Origin of the sequence: Rhodococcus sp. PML026 (assembly GCF_000963615.1) — a bacterium.
Classification (GTDB): Bacteria; Actinomycetota; Actinomycetes; order Mycobacteriales; family Mycobacteriaceae; genus Rhodococcoides; species Rhodococcoides fascians.
Genome location: NZ_KQ031370.1, coordinates 380393 through 397546, shown reverse-complemented (window position 1 = coordinate 397546; position 17154 = coordinate 380393). Strand labels below are relative to the sequence as shown.

Here is a 17154-nt window from a genome sequence, read left to right as displayed (position 1 = left end):
AGGGAGAACCGCAACGCTCAACGAGATCGTCGTAGAAAAGACTTGTAGATGCTGATGGTCGAGGGTTCGGCGCCGCCGCGAAATCTGTAGAAACGTCACCGCAGCGAGAAGCCACCCCGCTCCTAGAACGAATGCCAGATTGACCACAAGCCAACCTGAGCATTCTGCGAGTATGACTAAGCCTGGGGCTGAGGAAACCACCACCCCGCACTAGACCAACCCTGCAAGCCCGAGATCGCCCGAGGGCAACACACTCCGCTCTATGGCCGAACAGTGCCCATCGTCACCCTAGGCTGGTGGGACTAGAACTACTAGACAGAGCCTGCGAAGTACACGTACCGCCGGCCGGCACTACGTAGGAACAACAGACCTCACGCCGGATAGTCATTCCGTCTCAAGCCCTGCGGCTGTAACACTCAACATGACGGGAGATCTGCGGTGGCGGTCCAGGTGAAGACCGCCAAGCAGCCGAAAACTAGACCACCATTGGACACCCAGACCGGAAATATGGTCTGCGCATCTACCACCAGTCAGCCATAATGGGGCGTGGAAAAAATCCTGTGGGTGATGATCAGCATCCTCGTAGCCCTGCTGAGTATGGGCTATCTCGCGGACCGGAGGGCTCGGCTACTGGAGCGACCGATTCACGTGAATCACCTGCTAGCATCACTGCTGATATTCTCAGCTTGGGCGTACGGAGTCGTTCCAAATTACCTGAACATCGTCTCATCAGGTCGAGGAGAAGTCCTGACAACAAACGTACGGGTCATTTCAGGAACAGCCCAAGTCATGGGACAACTGTTTCTGCTACTCACGGCAGCGTGCGCAGTAGCCCTGCTAATCAACACGATGAGTCGACCCTCGACCCTCCACTACCCCGCAATTATGCTTCTGCTACTCCCTTTTATACTCCTTTCTATCTCATCAATAACAAACGCAGGCGGGTACAGTATCTACTCGCTCGTTTACCCACTGGTTGTAATCGCGCTTTGGCGAGCCCAAGTCGGCCTCTCCGTTCTGGCAACGGTTGGATGGCTGACCGTATTTTTGGCCATTGCCAGCCTTGCACTCGGGCTGATAAATAAAGAAATCGGCACCACACCTGCACCAATTGAGGGCGGCAAAGTCATCTGGGACTCCTTACTAGCGGGCCCCCACTCGCACCCGAATGTTCTCGGATTAGCACTATCACTGGGGCTGCCATTCGTACCACTCATAAAGCAACTTCCGGTGAAGGTCGTAGGTACGGCCCTGATAGCAGTCGCGCTAGTTTGGTCGGGTAATAGAAACTCGATCTTCGCGGGCGGGGCAGTATTGCTCATCTGGTTACTCATATCATGCACGCGGCGGAAAAAGTGGGTAATCTTGCCGATCATAATCGGAACAGCAATGACGATCATGACTCCGATACTTTCTAATAACGCCGCAGACTTTAGCTTCAGAGGTCGAATTTGGAACGCAAGTTTGCTGCGCGCTCATGAAAGCCCTCTGTTCGGACTCGGTCCACGGTTTTACCAGCTAATCGCCCGATTCCGAAACGAACTCGGTCAAACGGCGTTTTCTGGACACAACGCTTATGTCCATACAGTCACAACTGGCGGGATCGCAACCACTTTAGCCGTCGTTCTGTTGCTCACACTGATCGCAAAGAGATCGATTGAAAGCACTTCTCGTGATTTTGTCCCGGCTCTATTCATAACAGGCCTAATTTTCAACTCTTGGCTTCAAAACCCCGGCACTTATAGCGGGTTGGACGTGATGTCATACGCGTTCTTTATACCAATGGCAATCTTGCTATTCCAGCCCCAAACAAATTCACGATTAACAGCCGACGGCGGCAAAGAAACACCCGAGGGTCTGTCGTCACGTGCCCGCCCAAGACATACATTCGACTACTCGCGCACATAAGACTGCTGAACAAACGGGGGCAAAGGAATACTTTTGAGAAACTTCGACGACTTAACCGTAGTCATTCCGGCTTACAATGCGGAGAAGACTCTCAGCGACTCAATCCGGAGCGTATCCGATCGGCTACGATGTAGGATAATCGTGGTAGACGACGGCAGCACCGATCACACATCTGAAGTAGCAAATCAGATGGGGGCTGAAATTAAATACCAACCAAACGCGGGCGCATCAGCCGCCCGATATGCCGGTATTCGCTTAGTGAATACCCAATACGTCATTCTCTTGGACAGCGACGACCGACTTGCAGACGGCATGATGGCAGCCATCGACGTTATTCGAAGGAATTCCGACGTCGTTGCTGTCGGAGGCCGAGTCGCGATCCTGGGACCGTCGGGCAAGACTCAGCGAGTCACCCGCCCTATTCCATCAACCTGGACAACGCAGACAATACTCGGAGAGCCGAACAGCCCTTGGCCTCCAGCAGCAGCCGTCTGGCGTACCGACGCGATCCGCGCCTCCCTCAGAATCGATCCGGATAGACTCCGCACAAAATTTGCGGAGGACTTCGAACTGCTTATTAGGGTCTCTACATTGGGAAAGGTGGCCGCCGTATCCGACACTACCTGCAACTACCGTGCGGACGGCGGCAAGTCAGCCCGCAGCTCTCAAGCTGCGGTCCTAGACAGCGAAAAGATTCGTGCCTATTACTCTCGTGCTTTTAAGGTTGATATTGACCTAATGTCGACACAGGCAGTGTCTGATCAAGCAAAATGGCGCCACTTTCGAGCTTGTCAAGCAGCGTCAGGCCTCCGATCAGCTGCATTTACACTCTTACTAGAACCATCATCGTTATCAGCAGTGATACGACACCACGCACGGAATACTCGACGCCGAATGAAACGTAATTTTAGGTCGGAATGACGTATCATCCATCGAAACACTGCGAGCGAGGAAATGAAATATGAGATCTGCAATACATTTGGCCAAGACCCGACTCAAATCAGCTCTCATTAACCGTCACGGGCTCGAACTTGGACGACGGGTATCGTTCAATGGGCTACCCAGGGTGAACCGATCCGAGGGGTCGGTGATCAAACTCGGAGACCGGGTGGTCCTGAACTCGAAGTGGAACTCCAATGACATCTCATGCGAGAACCCCGTAACACTTATCACATTGGAGAAAAACGCACGTATTTCAATCGGAGTAGACACAGGCGTGTCATCGACCGTAATCTCAGCGCGCATGTCTGTGTCCATTGGCGACCGCGTCTTAATCGGGGCGGGTTGTTTGATCACGGACTCGGACCACCACCCAACCGAGATCGATCCGGTAACGGCGAGACGGTACGGGTCCGTGAGGCCGGCGGACTCGAGGCCTATTCTGATTGAGGACGACGTCTTTATCGGCACGCGCACTACTATTTTGAAGGGCGTTACAATCGGAAAGGGTGCCATAATTGGAGCAGGCTCAGTCGTTACCAAGGATCAACCTCCAATGACGATCTGCGCCGGCAATCCATGCGTGCCGTTACGTGCCGTCCGAAACGAAGCCACGTGATGAAGATCGCCATTGCAATGGCCTGCAGAAACCGAGCCGCGCAGTCTGAAGCCATAGCTCGGTCGCTTCTTGAACAACAAGACGATTCCACAAGCATCAAGATATTTGCGGTGGACGACGGTTCTTCCGATGACACATCTCATCGTTTAGGGCAAGCAGGCGCAACTGTCATCCGCGGAAACGGAGAACTATACTGGGCAGGCGGCATGCGAGTCGCCCACAATCGAGCGATGCGAGAAAGCCCAGATATAATCGTGTGGGTCAATGACGACGTAAAGCTGAATTCAGATGCTATATCTACACTTGTACAAGGCATAGGTGAGTGCGCGGGTTCTGGCACAATTCTTGTCGGGGCTGTAGTTGGGCCAGAAGGCGAAATCACCTACGGTGGCCGACTGCAGGCGCGATCGAATCCGTTGTCGTTTAGACTAGCAAGTTCCGACCTGCTTGGCCGCGCGGTGGATACCTTCAATGCCAACTTTGTCGCAATCCCTCGACCTGTTTTTCAACAAATTGAGTTTCCATCAAAGTACCGACATGGATATGCAGACCTGGTCTACGGTCTACTAGCAAGGCGAGCCGGATTCAACGTCCGAATGTTAAGCCGGCCAATTGGCCAGGACTCACGGAACCCAGCGACGGGATCTATGTTCAACAGGAGCGTCCCACTTAGAGCGCGGATAAATTTTGCGCTCTCGCCTTTTGGCATTCCGCTGCGAGACCATTGGCGTTTCTCTCGAGTTTGTGCAAACTACGCGGCACCCGTCTGGTTTGTTTACTCGTACGTTCGAGTACTTTTACCGAAATCAAACAATGAGACATAGACGTCATCCGACACGCGACGTACAGAGCCGGGAGATATTGTCGAAAGCACGAGCAAAACTGACAACCGGCGTCGCCGGTGCCGGAATGGCCAGGATGCTTGTCCTGCTCAGCTCGCTGTTCTTTACCGCAATCTCTTCTCGCCTAATATTTCAGCATTATGGTCCGGCCACATTTGCCGTTGTATCGATCTTCGCAACGCTGCAGCTAATGATACCTTTCGCCGATCTGGGCCTGGGTGCAGTCGTTATGAATAGGGTCGCTCGCTTAGTTGACGAGCCCGGACGTTCCGGGTTGCGAATACTGGTGCAAAGAGTTCTGAAAGCACAACTGGCGGTGGTACTAATCGGAACTTTATGCGTAGCAATCGTTACGCTGTCTGGTCTAACGGGCGTAGCCCTTCATAGCAATGGTGAAATTCTACCCGCTGCGATGGGTGCCCTCGCGATTCTCTTAATATTTATAAATGTTCCAGTTTCCATTGGAAATCGTCTTTTAATCGGCGCGGGTAAGACTCATCGGTCAGTTCTCTGTTCGGTATTTGGGCCGCCCCTGGTCTTCCTTATGACGACATGCGCCACCAATTTGCATGTTGACGGAAGTGTTTTATACGCGGCGTGGCCGTTGTCTTCATTGCTGGTACAGACATACGTTTTCAGGGCCGGCTTTCGAGTGGTGAAGTTGCCTATAGGCCACACGCTTGCGGGGATATACCGTGTGAAAGTCAGAGACAAGTTAGATCCAATCTTCTCTACATCCGCGTCAATGCTTGCGATCTCTGTTGCCTCACCCATTTCGTACAACTCCGCACGAGTAGTTCTCGGCATCTTTGCGCCTGCAACTTCTCTTGCCACATATTCTGTCGGCGCTCAAGCCTTCAGTCCTCTGCTAAGCCTGATAAACACGGCCGCAACCCCTCTTTGGCCAGTCTTTTCCCGCCAGCCATCCAACTCAAAGCTTATAATCTCTTACACCAAGAAGTTTGCCGCTTTGGGTTTGATCGCCGCCCTTATTGTCTTAACGCTTGGTCCAGTTTACGGATGGTTCATAACCGGTGACGTCAAGTACGTACCGTGGTCTGTATGGATCGCATTTGGCGTTTTGCTTTTTGTTAATTCAGCTGCCGTACCGTCTATGATGAGATTGAACGATGGGCCTGATATAAGATTTCAAGCCTATACGGCCATGCTGTCTTGTATTGCGAACATACCGCTTGCGATCTTGCTTTCCATCCACTACGGAGCGATCGGGCCAATTGCCGGCAGCATCGTATGTTTATCGTTACTTCAGGTGCTACCGATGTTTGTCTGGCAGTACCGAAATCGCAGCTCGGAAAAGAACTAAATCAAACATAAATACTAGCAATTCTTGTACACTGACTCTAGCCTCTTAACCACTGCGGCAATATCGAACTCTTTACAAATCATGTCAACGGCGTTGCGTGACATTGATGCCCTCAGCACCTTGTCTTCTATCAATCTCTTAACAGCAGCAATAAGCTCCTCTACGGACTCGTCGGTGACAATTCCTGAGTTATGCCTGCCCACTAATTCAGCTAGACCGCAACTTTTGGTAATTACTGCCGGTATTCCTAAGGATTGCGCTTCGATGACTGACATAGGGTACGGCTCGTCGACTGATGGCAACACGTATATAGAGCTCTTTGACATCCGCTGTAAAACCATTTCCGGCTCAATAGGTCCCTCGATTTGTATATGCGCTGCCATTTGTGACGATTCGATTCGTCTATGAATCTGACTTAGCTCTCCTTCATCGGGCCCAACGATAGAGAATCTCACATTGCCATGATTGGCAAGGATAGCAATTGCCATATCTACAAATTGAGTCGGCCGCTTTCTCGCATGGAGCCTTCCTAGAAAGAGCACATCTATCGGTTCACGTTCCGGACGATCAAGTCCATGCCTTATTTGGATTCCATTTGTCAATTTTGTTTGTTTAACGTCATCGCCAGCAACTTTCCGAATGTCCGCTCTCTCTGTCTCTGTGAGATAAAGAGTCATTGATGCTTTGTTCAGGACCTTACGTGTCAGGAGCGCGTCAAGCGGTTTCGCAGTTCTTTTATCTGACTTTGTAACCATCCCGTGAGATTGAACCACCACCGGGACGCCCCTTAAACACGCAAGGGCCGCGGCCGGAAGCACTACTAGATCGCGAGCTAGGTGTACGTGAATCACATCGTAGTTCTTTGCGTGCAAGAAGACCCATGCCCACAACCCGGGACCTGCTAAAGCTGCGAACCCAGCGGTCGGCATTACGGAATGCACCCGGAATAGCTTCAGTGGTACATTTTCCTTATGTTTGGGCGTTTCTGTGTATCCACGAGTCCCCGCCGCAATGTCGACAGTGTGACCTCGTCGTATTAGCTCCGCCGATTGGTTGAGCGCAACCCGCACTGGCCCACCGTATTCACCGCCGGGCGATATTAGCGTGACGATGTGCAAAATTCTCATTCGGTAATGACACTTTCCCGAATGCTGGGGTGCGGTCGGACCCGATAAGAATTCGGTACGTCCCTTGTTACCAGCGAATTGCATCCCACAAGCGCATCGTTGCCAATCGTCACACCTCTTAAGACAGTCGAACGAGCAGCAATCCAGGTTCTGTCACCAATTTTGATCGGAGCGTTGTCGAACTCGAATGTTTCGGATTTATAATCGTGACTGCCGGTGCATATCAGTACATCCTGCGATATGCATGTATCGTGCCCAATCGATACTGATTCCAAGTTTAGGATCCACGCCTTCTCCCCAATCCAACTGTTGTCACCGACTTCCAGCTTCCACGGCCAGTGGATCTTTACCTGGGGCTTGATAACGACGCCACCGCCGATTTGTGCACCAAACAGACGCAGAATTGCGGAACGAGCCGAGTTCGGACACCACCACCGCATGAAGACGGCTCCTGATATAAACAGCCAAGTAATTTGCCAGATAACGCCGCGTCCCTTGTCGTAGTTCGACCCGGTAAATTTCGCAAGATTGCGCATATCTCACCCTTTCATCGAGTTACTGCTTAGTCTTCTTAAACCAGGAGCGCGAAGTCCGCCTTTTTTCAGGACCCTGTCTCACCAATTGGTCGACCCATAGCTCAAATTCATCGATTGCCGTTGACTGTCCAAGGCATGCCTCGGTATGTCTAAGACCCGCCTGTCCAAGCGTCTCGCAAAGTGCCGGGTCGTTCGTTAGGTTAATTACCGCGTTGACAAGCACATGCGGATTGCCCGCGTCAACAGTCACACCCGCGCGGGCTTCTCGTACGACCGAAGTCGTCACACTGTCCGGATCGCTCACCGAGAGTATCGGTTTCCCAGTCGCGAAGTACGTCGTCAATTTGCTTGGAACTGCCATCTCCGAAATGCCCGGCTTTTCGTGAACGAGAAGTATGTCCGCGGCAGCGAGCACTTCCATGAACTGGTCGCCGGGAAGGGATCGGATGAACTGAACCGTGGTGATCCCTCTGGCATCGGCCAGCAAGAGTTCCTTCTGATTTCCGTCGCCCACTAGACAAAATCGTACTTTCAGGCCATCGCGTTCTGCGATGCGCGCGGCAGCGATTACATTGTCCAAACCTTGCTTTACACCCATGTTTCCAGCGTGCACGACAATGGTCTCATCAGGCCGCCAACCCATCGATTCTCTAACCGTCACCCTGTCCGACTGTTTGGCCCTCATCACATGTGACCAATTTGGTAGCACTTTGATACCCTCGCCTGCGATATCGAGCTTTTTTACTAGGTGGCTCTTAAATCGTTCGTGGATCACTGCAGTTGCGTCAGCGCGCGCAAGGACTCCAGATTCAAGTCTACGGACTAGCTTCGTAGCTCTGGTGCCCATGAGCCCTGTTTCTTCAACACCAAGGCTGTAGATATCCTGTACCCAAACAGCGGTGACCGGCCTGCGGAGAAACAGTCGCGGTCTGAGGAGTGCCATTCCAGTCGACACCAGAGCGGGTGACACCGCGAGAACCACGTCCGGCTTGCCCCAGCCGACTGCAGACGAGAAAGCGCCAAAAGCAATTTCAAGAATCAATCGCGATTTGGCACCGTTATTTCCAATTAAGATTGGCCGAACCCGCGTAATTTTGACGCCATTTAGCACCTCTCTTGAGAAGCACTTACTCCTGTACTCAGACGCTATTTTCCACTCAGGGTAGTGCGGCATTGCCGTCACTACCCTAACTTTGTGTCCGCGGGCCGAGAGCTCCTCCGCCAGATTTGTAACGTATGGCGCTATGCCTGTCTTTTCTGGGAAGTAGTTTATTGCGAGCAGTGTGATTCGGCGAGGCACGTTCATTTCATTCTTCTTCATGTAGTAGCTACCGCAGCTAGCCTTCCGACCGAAAGACCCTGACAACATCACAACTTCGTCTACGCCTGCGCCACCTGCCAAACTCTTCTAAGTTTCAGCTTAGTTGCAAGCAGCCTCTTACCGCGACAGCAGCAACTAGTGTCAAGTCCTTACCGAGTCGACGTGCTTTCGATACCACTCGACCGTCGACTCGATCCCTGCCGCCAGGTCGATCTGCGGCTTCCATCCGGCGTTGCGAAGCTTATTGACGTCCAGCAGTTTCTGCGGTGTTCCGTCCGGCTTTGAGGTGTCCCACTCGGTCTCACCTTTGAAGTCGACGGCGGCCGCAACGATACCTGCAATTTCCTTGATCGTGGCATCTTCACCAGTGCCGACGTTGACCTGTTCAGGGCCGTCAAAGTTCTCGAGCAAGTGAAGGCACGCAGCTGCCATATCGTCGACATGCAAAAACTCGCGACGAGGAGAGCCACTACCCCAGTTGGTCACTGTGTCGACACCATCTCGGCGGGCCTCGTCGTAACGACGAATGAGCGCGGGCAAGACGTGCGAGCCCTTAGGAGAGAAGTTGTCGCCCGGGCCGTACAGATTGGTCGGCATCGCCGAGATCCACGGCAAGCCGTACTGCTTACGTACCGATTGGATCTGCAGGATGCCGGCGATCTTCGCGATGGCATAAGCATCGTTGGTCGGCTCGAGATGACCGGTGAGGAGGTACTCCTCCTTGATCGGCTGCGGAGCCAGCTTTGGGTAGATACAAGAGGATCCGAGGAACAACACACGCTGCACGTTCTGCGCCAATGCTGCATCGAGCACGTTTACCTGTATTCGGAGATTGTCCGAAAGGAAATCGACCGGGTACGTGCTGTTGGCCAGAATTCCGCCTACCTTGGCGGCCGCCAACACAACTGTCTTCGGCTTCGTCTGCTCGAAGAACCCGAAGACCGCGTCGCGATCCTTTAGATCGAGCTCCGTCGATGAGCGTCCGATCAGATTCGTGAATCCGCGGCCCTCGAGCTGACGCCAGATCGCCGAGCCAACGAGCCCCCGGTGTCCGGCAACGTAGAACGACGCATCCCGGTCGAGCGGACCGGGCGTGTAGTCGGATGCCCTCGACACATCCGTCTCGGCGGCGCTCATGCCCAGTCCGGCAATGCAGGGCGGTCGATCCACGGGCGACCCTCGTGCTCTAGCGCCGCGATATCCGCGTCGACCATGATTTTTGCGAGCTCTGGCGTGTGGACAGTCGCCTTCCAACCGAGCTTTGCTTCGGCCTTGCTGGCGTCTCCGATGAGAGCGTCCACCTCGGTGGGACGCAAATAACGCTCGTCGAATTTGACGTGCTTCTCCCAGTCCAAGCCTGCTCGCTCGAAGGCTACGACGAGGAAGTCTTTCACCGAGAAGTTGCCGCCGGTAGCCAGCACAAAGTCGTCCGGCTCATCGACCTGCAGCATCCGCCACATACCTTCCACATACTCGGGCGCATAACCCCAGTCGCGAATGGCGTCGAGGTTGCCCATGTACACGTTCTCTTCGATGCCGGCCTTGATGCGGGCAACTGCCCGGGTGATCTTGCGGGTTACGAATGTTTCGCCACGACGGGGAGATTCATGGTTGAAGAGAATACCGTTCACTGCGAAGATCCCGTACGCCTCGCGGTAGTTCTTGGTAACCCAGTAGGCGTAGACCTTGGCTGCGCCGTACGGCGAGCGGGGGTAAAACGGGGTTTCCTCGTTCTGCGGAGGCGGGGTCGCACCGAACATTTCGGAGCTCGACGCCTGATAGAAGCGACACTGCAAGCCAGCTAGACGAACGGCCTCGAGCAACCGGATCGAACCAACACCGGTCGTGTTGCCGGTGTGCTCGGGCTCGTCGAAGCTCACGCGGACGTGTGATTGCGCACCGAGGTTGTAGACCTCGTCCGGTTGGATTTCGGTGAGCAAGGTGACCAGGCGGGCACCATCACTGAGGTCGCCATAGTGCAAGAACAGCTTGGCGTCCTTGTCATGGGGATCCTGGTACAGGTGATCGATGCGTGAGGTGTTGAAGGTGGACGACCGTCGAATGAGGCCATGCACCTCGTACCCTTTGCTCAGCAACAGTTCCGCCAGGTACGACCCATCCTGGCCAGTAATACCCGTAATTAGCGCGCGCTTCATATATTCATTCCCCTCGAGCCCAGCATTCGGTCCAGTTGCATTGCGCCATAGCTCTAGTAAGCCCCATCGCTACCAGCCACAGCTTTCATAGTTTTCGCGATAATTAGTAGATCCCCCACCATCGACCAGTTCTCGACATACGAAAGATCAAGCCGAACAGTCTCTTCCCATGACAAGTCTGATCTTCCGCTGACCTGCCACAGCCCGGTGACACCCGGCTTGACCAGCAGCCGCCTACGAACCTCGCCGTTGTAGGTCTCTACCTCACGCCGCAGCGGAGGCCTGGGGCCTACGACACTCATCTCACGCTTGAGAACGTTGATGAACTGCGGGAGCTCGTCGAGACTGAAGCGACGCAAAATTTTGCCGACAGGTGTAACCCGCGGATCGTCACGCATCTTGAACAACACCCCGCCGGCACCTTCGTTCCGGTCGAGAAGATGCGCAACCTGCTGGTCCGCATCCACGGTCATGCTGCGGAACTTGATCATCGAGAACGGCTTGCCGTCGATACCCATCCGCTCCGACTTGTAGAACACCGGTCCGCGACTCGTCATCTTCACAGCGACAGCAACTGCCAGCAGTACCGGCGAAATCATCAAGAGAACGAGCGCCGCGAATGTCAGATCGAACGCGGTTTTACTGAATCGGGTCGCGCCGTTGTACTGGGGCTTCTCGACGTGAATCAGAGGGAACCCTGCAACGGGCCGCATCACCAAGCGAGGGCCGGCAACATCGACGACGCCGGGCGCGACCACGAGGTCGACATCCTTCTTCTCCAGATCCCAGATCATCTTGCGAATGCCCTTGTGGCCTAGGTGTTCGGTGGCCGTCACTGCGACGGTGTCGGCACCACATTCGTCGATTGCAGCGAGGACGTCTCGCTCACTACCGAGTACCGGTATGTCGGCACCTTCGACGTGAACGATTCCGTCACTCGGCACCTCGTAACCGGGCATGCACATTCCCACCACCGCGTAGCCCGAGGACGGCGAACGCTCGAACGACTCTGCCATCGAGACTGCGGCCGAGCGGCTTCCAACGATCAGCACCGATGTCTTGTACTTGTCCTCGCTGCGGAGTCGAGTGACCACTTTTCGCCACAGCCAGCGGCTGACAAGTAACGCCACCAACCCAACTGGCAGGGCGATGGCGAGGTAGAGGCGTGCAAAGTCGATACGGAACAGCAAAGAGATGATCGCGATAACACCGAAGAGCCGGAAGGTGGCTGAGACGATGCGGCGGTACTCCTCGGCACCGTTGCCGATCACCCGCGTCGACCGGGTTCTGAAGATCGCGAGAAACGCGATCCAGACGCTCGCCACTGAGACGGAGACACCGGTATAGATCACCGAGTTGGTCAGTCCTGTGGTCTCGATTCCCCCGAACCGAACGATCTGGGCCAGAGCGACGGAGAGGACCACAGCCAGTACGTCGGTCACCCGAAGACGGGCGATGTACTGACGTTCCCACACGTGCCGCGACGTGAGCTTGCGAGTCTTCAACTCCCCGGACCGCGAAGATCCCCAGAGTGAGCGTGGTGCCGCCCCGACAGATGCCACCTGCTCCCCTCCTTCTGCGCTTCTGCGACCACCTCCGGTGGCCGCTGGTCTGACTCCGAACCAATCCGGAATGCGACTGGTATCGAATTGGAATAGTCCCACGCTGCTATGCAAAGCACCACGCGAGCGGCGCAGATCACAGATGAATAACAGCGTCCGTTCGGTTTACCACACATACGCTGACTAGGCGAAACGGGTAACTGGGACTTCCAAGGTGTAACCGCCGCGAGGTCCAAAAACGTTACACACGAGCACGATCGACGCACTTTGGTGACCACTCACAGTGTTCAGCGCTGTTTATCGGGTGATTTACCCGTCAACCGCGGTGTCGACCGCTTTTAACAAACATCAGCACTTGTCGTCGAGTGCAAAGCAAGACGTTTGCCTTTTAAAACAATGTGCGTGAATGCGAATTACAGATACCTGCATCCACAACGGGCCGATAATTCATTCCATCGAATGAATCTGTGCGGTCGATGTGTCGGGCCGAGCTCAGGGACGACCCAGGCCTCGGTAGTTCCACCCAGCCGCCCGCCACTGCTCCGGGTCCAAGCAGTTACGGCCATCGATCAGCTTCTTGCTGCGCACCACGCCGTCCAGGTCGCTGGGAACGAGAGCCTTGAACTCTTTCCACTCCGTCAGCACCAGCACCACGTCAGCACCCTCGCAGGCTTGCAGAGCGGTGTCGTTGTAGGTCAGCGTGGGGAACAGCGCCCGGGAGTTCTCCATGGCCTTGGGGTCGTACACGTTGACCGTGGCACCCTGTAACTGGATCTGACCGGCCACGTTCAGAGCCGGTGAATCACGGACGTCGTCGGAGTCGGGCTTGAATGCCGCGCCCAGCACAGCCACCCGCGCACCGAGCAGCGAGCCGCACGCCTCCCGCGCCAACTCGACCATGCGGGTGCGGCGTCGCATGTTGATGTTGTCGACCTCGCGGAGGAACGTCAGCGCCTGATCGGCACCGAGCTCACCGGCTCGGGCCATGAACGCCCGGATGTCCTTGGGCAGACAGCCACCACCGAAGCCGATGCCGGCGTTGAGGAACTTACGGCCGATGCGCTCGTCGTGCCCGATGGCGTCGGCGAGGACGGTCACGTCGGCCCCGGCCGCCTCGCAGACTTCAGAGATGGCATTGATGAACGAAATCTTGGTGGCCAGGAACGCATTGGCCGAGGCTTTGACCAGCTCGGCCGTGGCCAAGTCGGTTACCAGGAACGGGATCTGCTCGTCGAGCAGCTGGGCGTAGACCTTGCGGGCCAACGCCTCCGCGCGACCCGGCCGCTGGCGATCGACACCCAGTACCAGGCGATCCGGGTGCAGAGTGTCTTTGACGGCATAGCCCTCGCGCAGGAACTCGGGGTTCCACGCCACCTCCACGCCGTCACCGGCCGGGGCAAGTTCGCGGGCCATGCGGCCGAGCCGCTCGGCGGTGCCGACGGGGACGGTCGACTTACCGAAGATCACGGCAGGCTTGGTGAGCAACGGCGCGAGCGTCTCGATGACCGAGTCGACATACTTCATGTCGGCTGCGAACTCACCCTTTTTCTGGGGAGTACCGACACCGAGAAAGTGAACCTCCGCGAAGTCCGCGGCTTCCTGGTACGACGCGGTGAAGCGCAAGCGACCGGCCGCGATGTTGCGTTGCAGCACCTCTTCGAGACCCGGCTCCCAGAACGGAACCTGGCCGGCCTCGAGCTTCGCGAGCTTGGCCGGGTCCACATCGACGCCCAGAACCTCGTGACCGAGTTCGGCCATGCAGGCGGCGTGCGTGGCACCGAGGTAGCCGGTACCGAAGACTGTGATTCGCATTCTGCTCGTTCCCCATCGATTGTGCTGAGCGTTGCATTCGGTCGAGATTCAGTCTCGAAGATGTGGGGCCGCCGATCAGGTCACACCCGCACCTGCGAATAGTAAACACACCTCGTGTCGCATAGATACTCGAGCGCCCGCTCTGAACGGGCGGTTATGCATAGGAGAACAACAACGGCGGATCGGCGTCGAACGGGCTTCAGTACGCGCCTTCACTCTTGGCGACCGCAACAGCGGTCTTCGCGATGATGAGCAAATCGCCTGTCATGGACCAGTTCTCGACGTACGAGAGATCCAGACGCACGCTTTCTTCCCACGACAGATCAGATCGACCACTCACCTGCCACAGTCCGGTGATGCCCGGCTTGACGAGCAATCGTCGTCGCACTTCGCCGTCGTAGGTTTCGACTTCACTGCGCAGTGGCGGGCGCGGACCCACCACACTCATCTCGCGGGTGAGGACGTTGACGAACTGCGGAAGCTCGTCGAGGCTGTATTTGCGCATCACCTTGCCGACGGATGTGACGCGGGGGTCGTCGCGCATCTTGAACAGCACGCCCGCACCCTCGTTGAGGGCAGCGAGATCCTGCACCCGCTTGTCTGCATCCTGCACCATGCTGCGGAACTTGATCATCTGGAACGGCTTGCCGTCCATACCCATTCGCTCGGACTTGTAGAAGATCGAGCCCTTGCTGGTGAGCTTGATGATCACGGCAAGGGTGAGCAGAATCGGCGAGATCACCAGCAACACCGACGCGGCGAAGACGAGGTCGAAGGCCGTCTTCCCGAATTTCTTTGCCCCGTTGTACTGCGGCTTCTCAACGTGGATGAGCGGGAAGTCCGAGACCGGCCGCATCACCAGTCGCGGGCCGGCGACGTCCATGACGCCGGGAGAGACGACAAGATCGACTTTCTTCTTCTCGAGGTCCCACACCATCTTTCGCAGGCCGTGATGGCCGATGTGCTCGGTTGCCGTCACCGCGACGGTGTCTGCGCCGGAGACCTCGATGGCCTCGACGACGCTGTGCTCGTCCCCCAGCACCGGAATGTCGATGCCGTCGATCGTGAAGGACGCGGCGCTGCTGGGCTCGTAGTTGGGCAAGCAGATGCCGACCACGCTGTAACCCGCTCCGGGCGAACGCTCGAACGACCGCGCCATCGACAACGCCGAACTCTTACTTCCGACGATGAGCACCGCCGTCTGATACTCACCACGCGCGCGCTTGCGCGCGACCACCTTGCGCCATCCCCATCGACTCAGCAGCAACCCGATCAGGCCTACGGGAAATGCGATGGCGAGATACAGACGCGCGATGTCGAAGCGAAACAGCAGAGACAGAATTGCCACCGTGCCGAAAAGCCGGAACGTGGCCGAAATGATGCGTCGATACTCTTCTGAGCCATTGCCGATGACCCGAGGGGAACGAGTGCGGAAGATGGCGAGGAACGTCGGCCACACTAAAGCGAGGGCACCCGATACGCCGATGTAGCCGGCAATCGACCATGGATTGCGAAAGTCGATCTCACCGAAACGGATGATCTGCGCAACCGTCACGGCGAGGAGGACCACCAGCGTGTCGGTGATGCGCAGTCCATCGATGTAGTGCGACTCCCACTCACGACGCGAGGTCACCTTGCGCAACCGCCGAGCGTCGCGTCGAGACACGACCGATCCCAGCGCGCCCGAGCCGCTGATCGCCAACTGATTCCCCTATGCATCCGCTGTATCGCGCCCTGCGCGATCGACACGATTGCGTGTCACCCCACGGAGCAGACTAGCTGGTCCTACTTGCTTTGTCCTGATGAAGATCGGCAGGTAGACGCAGGTCGTTACATGTTTTTGCGGGATTTCCTCGACGTGTCCGCTACGTTGCACACGGCTCTCAGAACTCCCACTCGGGAGGTTCCCGCCCATTCATTAGCTCCGAATCGTCAGATCGAAGTCAAGGGTTGTCGGTCGAACGTCGGACCGATACCGAGGTGCTAGCGTGTGGCGACTTCGGGGGGAGCGTTGTGAGCCTGAAAATGCGTCTACTGCGCATCGCGGCGTTACTGGGACTGTTCTTGGCGGTCGGCTACCTGCTGCCCAAGCTCGGCCCACAAGCACCGAACTCGTACCAGGGCGTCACAACGTCGACGTCGGCGGCAGCCACAACGCTGCCGCCGACGGGAACCACGACTGCCTCGAAGTCTCCGCCAGGATTTCCGTCCATGGAACTTGCTCCCCCGGAGAACGACGTTCCCGACGGCGACCCGATCCCCATCGACACCAAATACGGCATCCGCTACACAGTGCCGGGAGACTGGCAATTTCAGCGGGGTGGGGTTATGGGGTGGGAGAACGACGAGGAGTCACTGCGCTTCGGCGATTTCGCGGAGTTCGAGTACGACTACTGCCCCGAGTTTCGGGACGGAGTCTCGAAGGCAAGCACCGGAATCACCGGCCGTAGCGGAGTGGACGTGCAGACTGCGGCGTTGGAAGTGAGTCGTCGAACTGACATCATTTTTCGGCGGGCCCCCGACGACGACGCCGTTATTCAGTACTCGGAGCCCATCAACCTGCAGATCAATGACGCACCGGCGGTTCGGTACACCGTCACTGCATCGAACCTCCTGCAAGAGTACGACTGCGATCCACCAGCGGCATCCATCGACATTGTTGCAATGCAAGGCTTTTCGAATGCGACCATCGCCGTGTTCATGGTCTTGGCCGAACAACAGACAGACCGGTCGATCTCGCGCGACACGATCGACGACATCATTGCCAGCCTTAGTCGAACGCCAGGGGATTGAGGATTCGCATGGACGCCGGTGATGTTCCTGCGGCAGATGTACGCCGCCGGGGCAGCCGGATTCATGGGGAGCCTGAACGAGGCGTCGACCCTGCCCTACATCGGGCCGGTCTTCGTGCATTCGTTACGTGACTCTGGAACCGACCCCGCCGATGCCGAGCAGAACTTTGGACTGCTGCGGGCGGACTTCACCCACAAGCCGGCATTCGACGTGGT

General features: G+C 56.3%; 13 protein-coding genes and 1 pseudogene. 6 read left to right on the top strand and 8 right to left on the bottom strand.

Annotation, left to right across the window (positions count from 1 at the left end; all coding sequences use genetic code 11):
• The first annotated feature begins 567 nt into the window (after window positions 1-567).
• From VF34_RS25850 to VF34_RS24600, 5 genes and pseudogenes are all read left to right on the top strand, one after another.
• Window positions 568-1908: an O-antigen ligase family protein gene (locus VF34_RS25850; protein ID WP_442970622.1), complete on the top strand. Its 1341-nt coding sequence runs from the start codon at window positions 568-570 to the stop codon at window positions 1906-1908.
• A 33-nt stretch (window positions 1909-1941) separates the two neighbouring features.
• The gene (locus VF34_RS25845; protein ID WP_197077444.1) at window positions 1942-2829 is read left to right on the top strand and encodes a glycosyltransferase family 2 protein; all 888 of its coding nucleotides are present in this window, start codon (window positions 1942-1944) and stop codon (window positions 2827-2829) included.
• A 40-nt stretch (window positions 2830-2869) separates the two neighbouring features.
• Window positions 2870-3427: pseudogene (locus VF34_RS25740) on the top strand (DapH/DapD/GlmU-related protein); the annotation flags it as partial.
• A complete protein-coding gene (locus VF34_RS25840; RefSeq protein ID WP_082079163.1) occupies window positions 3427-4290 on the top strand; it encodes a glycosyltransferase family 2 protein in 864 nt (287 codons plus the stop codon). The pseudogene VF34_RS25740 and the gene VF34_RS25840, both read left to right, overlap by 1 nt.
• Window positions 4291-4375: 85 nt before the next feature.
• On the top strand, window positions 4376-5632 hold the full coding sequence (locus tag VF34_RS24600; protein ID WP_197077441.1) for a lipopolysaccharide biosynthesis protein: 1257 nt from the start codon (window positions 4376-4378) through the stop codon (window positions 5630-5632).
• Between the two features lie 14 nt (window positions 5633-5646).
• Here VF34_RS24600 and VF34_RS24595 read toward each other — a convergent pair whose 3' ends face one another.
• From VF34_RS24595 to VF34_RS06340, 8 genes are all read right to left on the bottom strand, one after another.
• Window positions 5647-6759 (bottom strand): glycosyltransferase, encoded by a 1113-nt coding sequence (locus tag VF34_RS24595; RefSeq protein WP_045841099.1) that lies wholly within the window; start codon window positions 6757-6759, stop codon window positions 5647-5649.
• On the bottom strand, window positions 6756-7295 hold the full coding sequence (locus tag VF34_RS24590; RefSeq protein ID WP_082079160.1) for a WcaF family extracellular polysaccharide biosynthesis acetyltransferase: 540 nt from the start codon (window positions 7293-7295) through the stop codon (window positions 6756-6758). The genes VF34_RS24595 and VF34_RS24590 overlap by 4 nt, the downstream gene beginning before the upstream one ends.
• A 19-nt stretch (window positions 7296-7314) precedes the next feature.
• A complete protein-coding gene (locus VF34_RS24585) occupies window positions 7315-8616 on the bottom strand; it encodes a glycosyltransferase family 4 protein (RefSeq protein ID WP_197077440.1) in 1302 nt (433 codons plus the stop codon).
• A 141-nt stretch (window positions 8617-8757) separates the two neighbouring features.
• Window positions 8758-9753: a GDP-L-fucose synthase family protein gene (locus tag VF34_RS06360; RefSeq protein ID WP_045841098.1), complete on the bottom strand. Its 996-nt coding sequence runs from the start codon at window positions 9751-9753 to the stop codon at window positions 8758-8760.
• Window positions 9750-10772 (bottom strand): GDP-mannose 4,6-dehydratase, encoded by a 1023-nt coding sequence (gmd, locus tag VF34_RS06355; protein WP_032392192.1) that lies wholly within the window; start codon window positions 10770-10772, stop codon window positions 9750-9752. The genes VF34_RS06360 and gmd overlap by 4 nt, the downstream gene beginning before the upstream one ends.
• A gap of 53 nt (window positions 10773-10825) precedes the next feature.
• A complete protein-coding gene (locus VF34_RS06350) occupies window positions 10826-12334 on the bottom strand; it encodes a sugar transferase (protein ID WP_045841097.1) in 1509 nt (502 codons plus the stop codon).
• 492 nt (window positions 12335-12826) lie between these two features.
• A complete protein-coding gene (locus VF34_RS06345; protein ID WP_045841096.1) occupies window positions 12827-14146 on the bottom strand; it encodes a UDP-glucose dehydrogenase family protein in 1320 nt (439 codons plus the stop codon).
• Window positions 14147-14345: 199 nt separating this feature from the next.
• The gene (locus tag VF34_RS06340; RefSeq protein WP_231578199.1) at window positions 14346-15812 is read right to left on the bottom strand and encodes a sugar transferase; all 1467 of its coding nucleotides are present in this window, start codon (window positions 15810-15812) and stop codon (window positions 14346-14348) included.
• 347 nt (window positions 15813-16159) lie between these two features.
• Here VF34_RS06340 and VF34_RS25505 point away from each other — a divergent pair, with 347 nt between their 5' ends.
• Window positions 16160-16939, top strand: coding sequence for a DUF8017 domain-containing protein (locus VF34_RS25505; protein ID WP_231578198.1), 780 nt, complete (start codon window positions 16160-16162; stop codon window positions 16937-16939).
• The last annotated feature ends 215 nt before the right edge of the window (window positions 16940-17154 follow it).

Excerpts from the sequence above, each read along its gene's own strand:
- VF34_RS25840 (WP_082079163.1), top strand. The coding sequence starts at position 3,427 with ATGCGTGCCGTTACGTGCCGTCCGAAACGAAGCCACGTGATGAAGATC.
- VF34_RS24595 (WP_045841099.1), bottom strand. The coding sequence starts at position 6,759 with ATGAGAATTTTGCACATCGTCACGCTAATATCGCCCGGCGGTGAATAC.
- gmd (WP_032392192.1), bottom strand. The coding sequence starts at position 10,772 with ATGAAGCGCGCGCTAATTACGGGTATTACTGGCCAGGATGGGTCGTAC.
- VF34_RS06345 (WP_045841096.1), bottom strand. The coding sequence starts at position 14,146 with ATGCGAATCACAGTCTTCGGTACCGGCTACCTCGGTGCCACGCACGCC.
- VF34_RS25850 (WP_442970622.1), top strand. The coding sequence starts at position 568 with ATGATCAGCATCCTCGTAGCCCTGCTGAGTATGGGCTATCTCGCGGAC.
- VF34_RS24590 (WP_082079160.1), bottom strand. The coding sequence starts at position 7,295 with ATGCGCAATCTTGCGAAATTTACCGGGTCGAACTACGACAAGGGACGC.
- VF34_RS24585 (WP_197077440.1), bottom strand. The coding sequence starts at position 8,616 with ATGAAGAAGAATGAAATGAACGTGCCTCGCCGAATCACACTGCTCGCA.
- VF34_RS06360 (WP_045841098.1), bottom strand. The coding sequence starts at position 9,753 with ATGAGCGCCGCCGAGACGGATGTGTCGAGGGCATCCGACTACACGCCC.
- VF34_RS24600 (WP_197077441.1), top strand. The coding sequence starts at position 4,376 with ATGGCCAGGATGCTTGTCCTGCTCAGCTCGCTGTTCTTTACCGCAATC.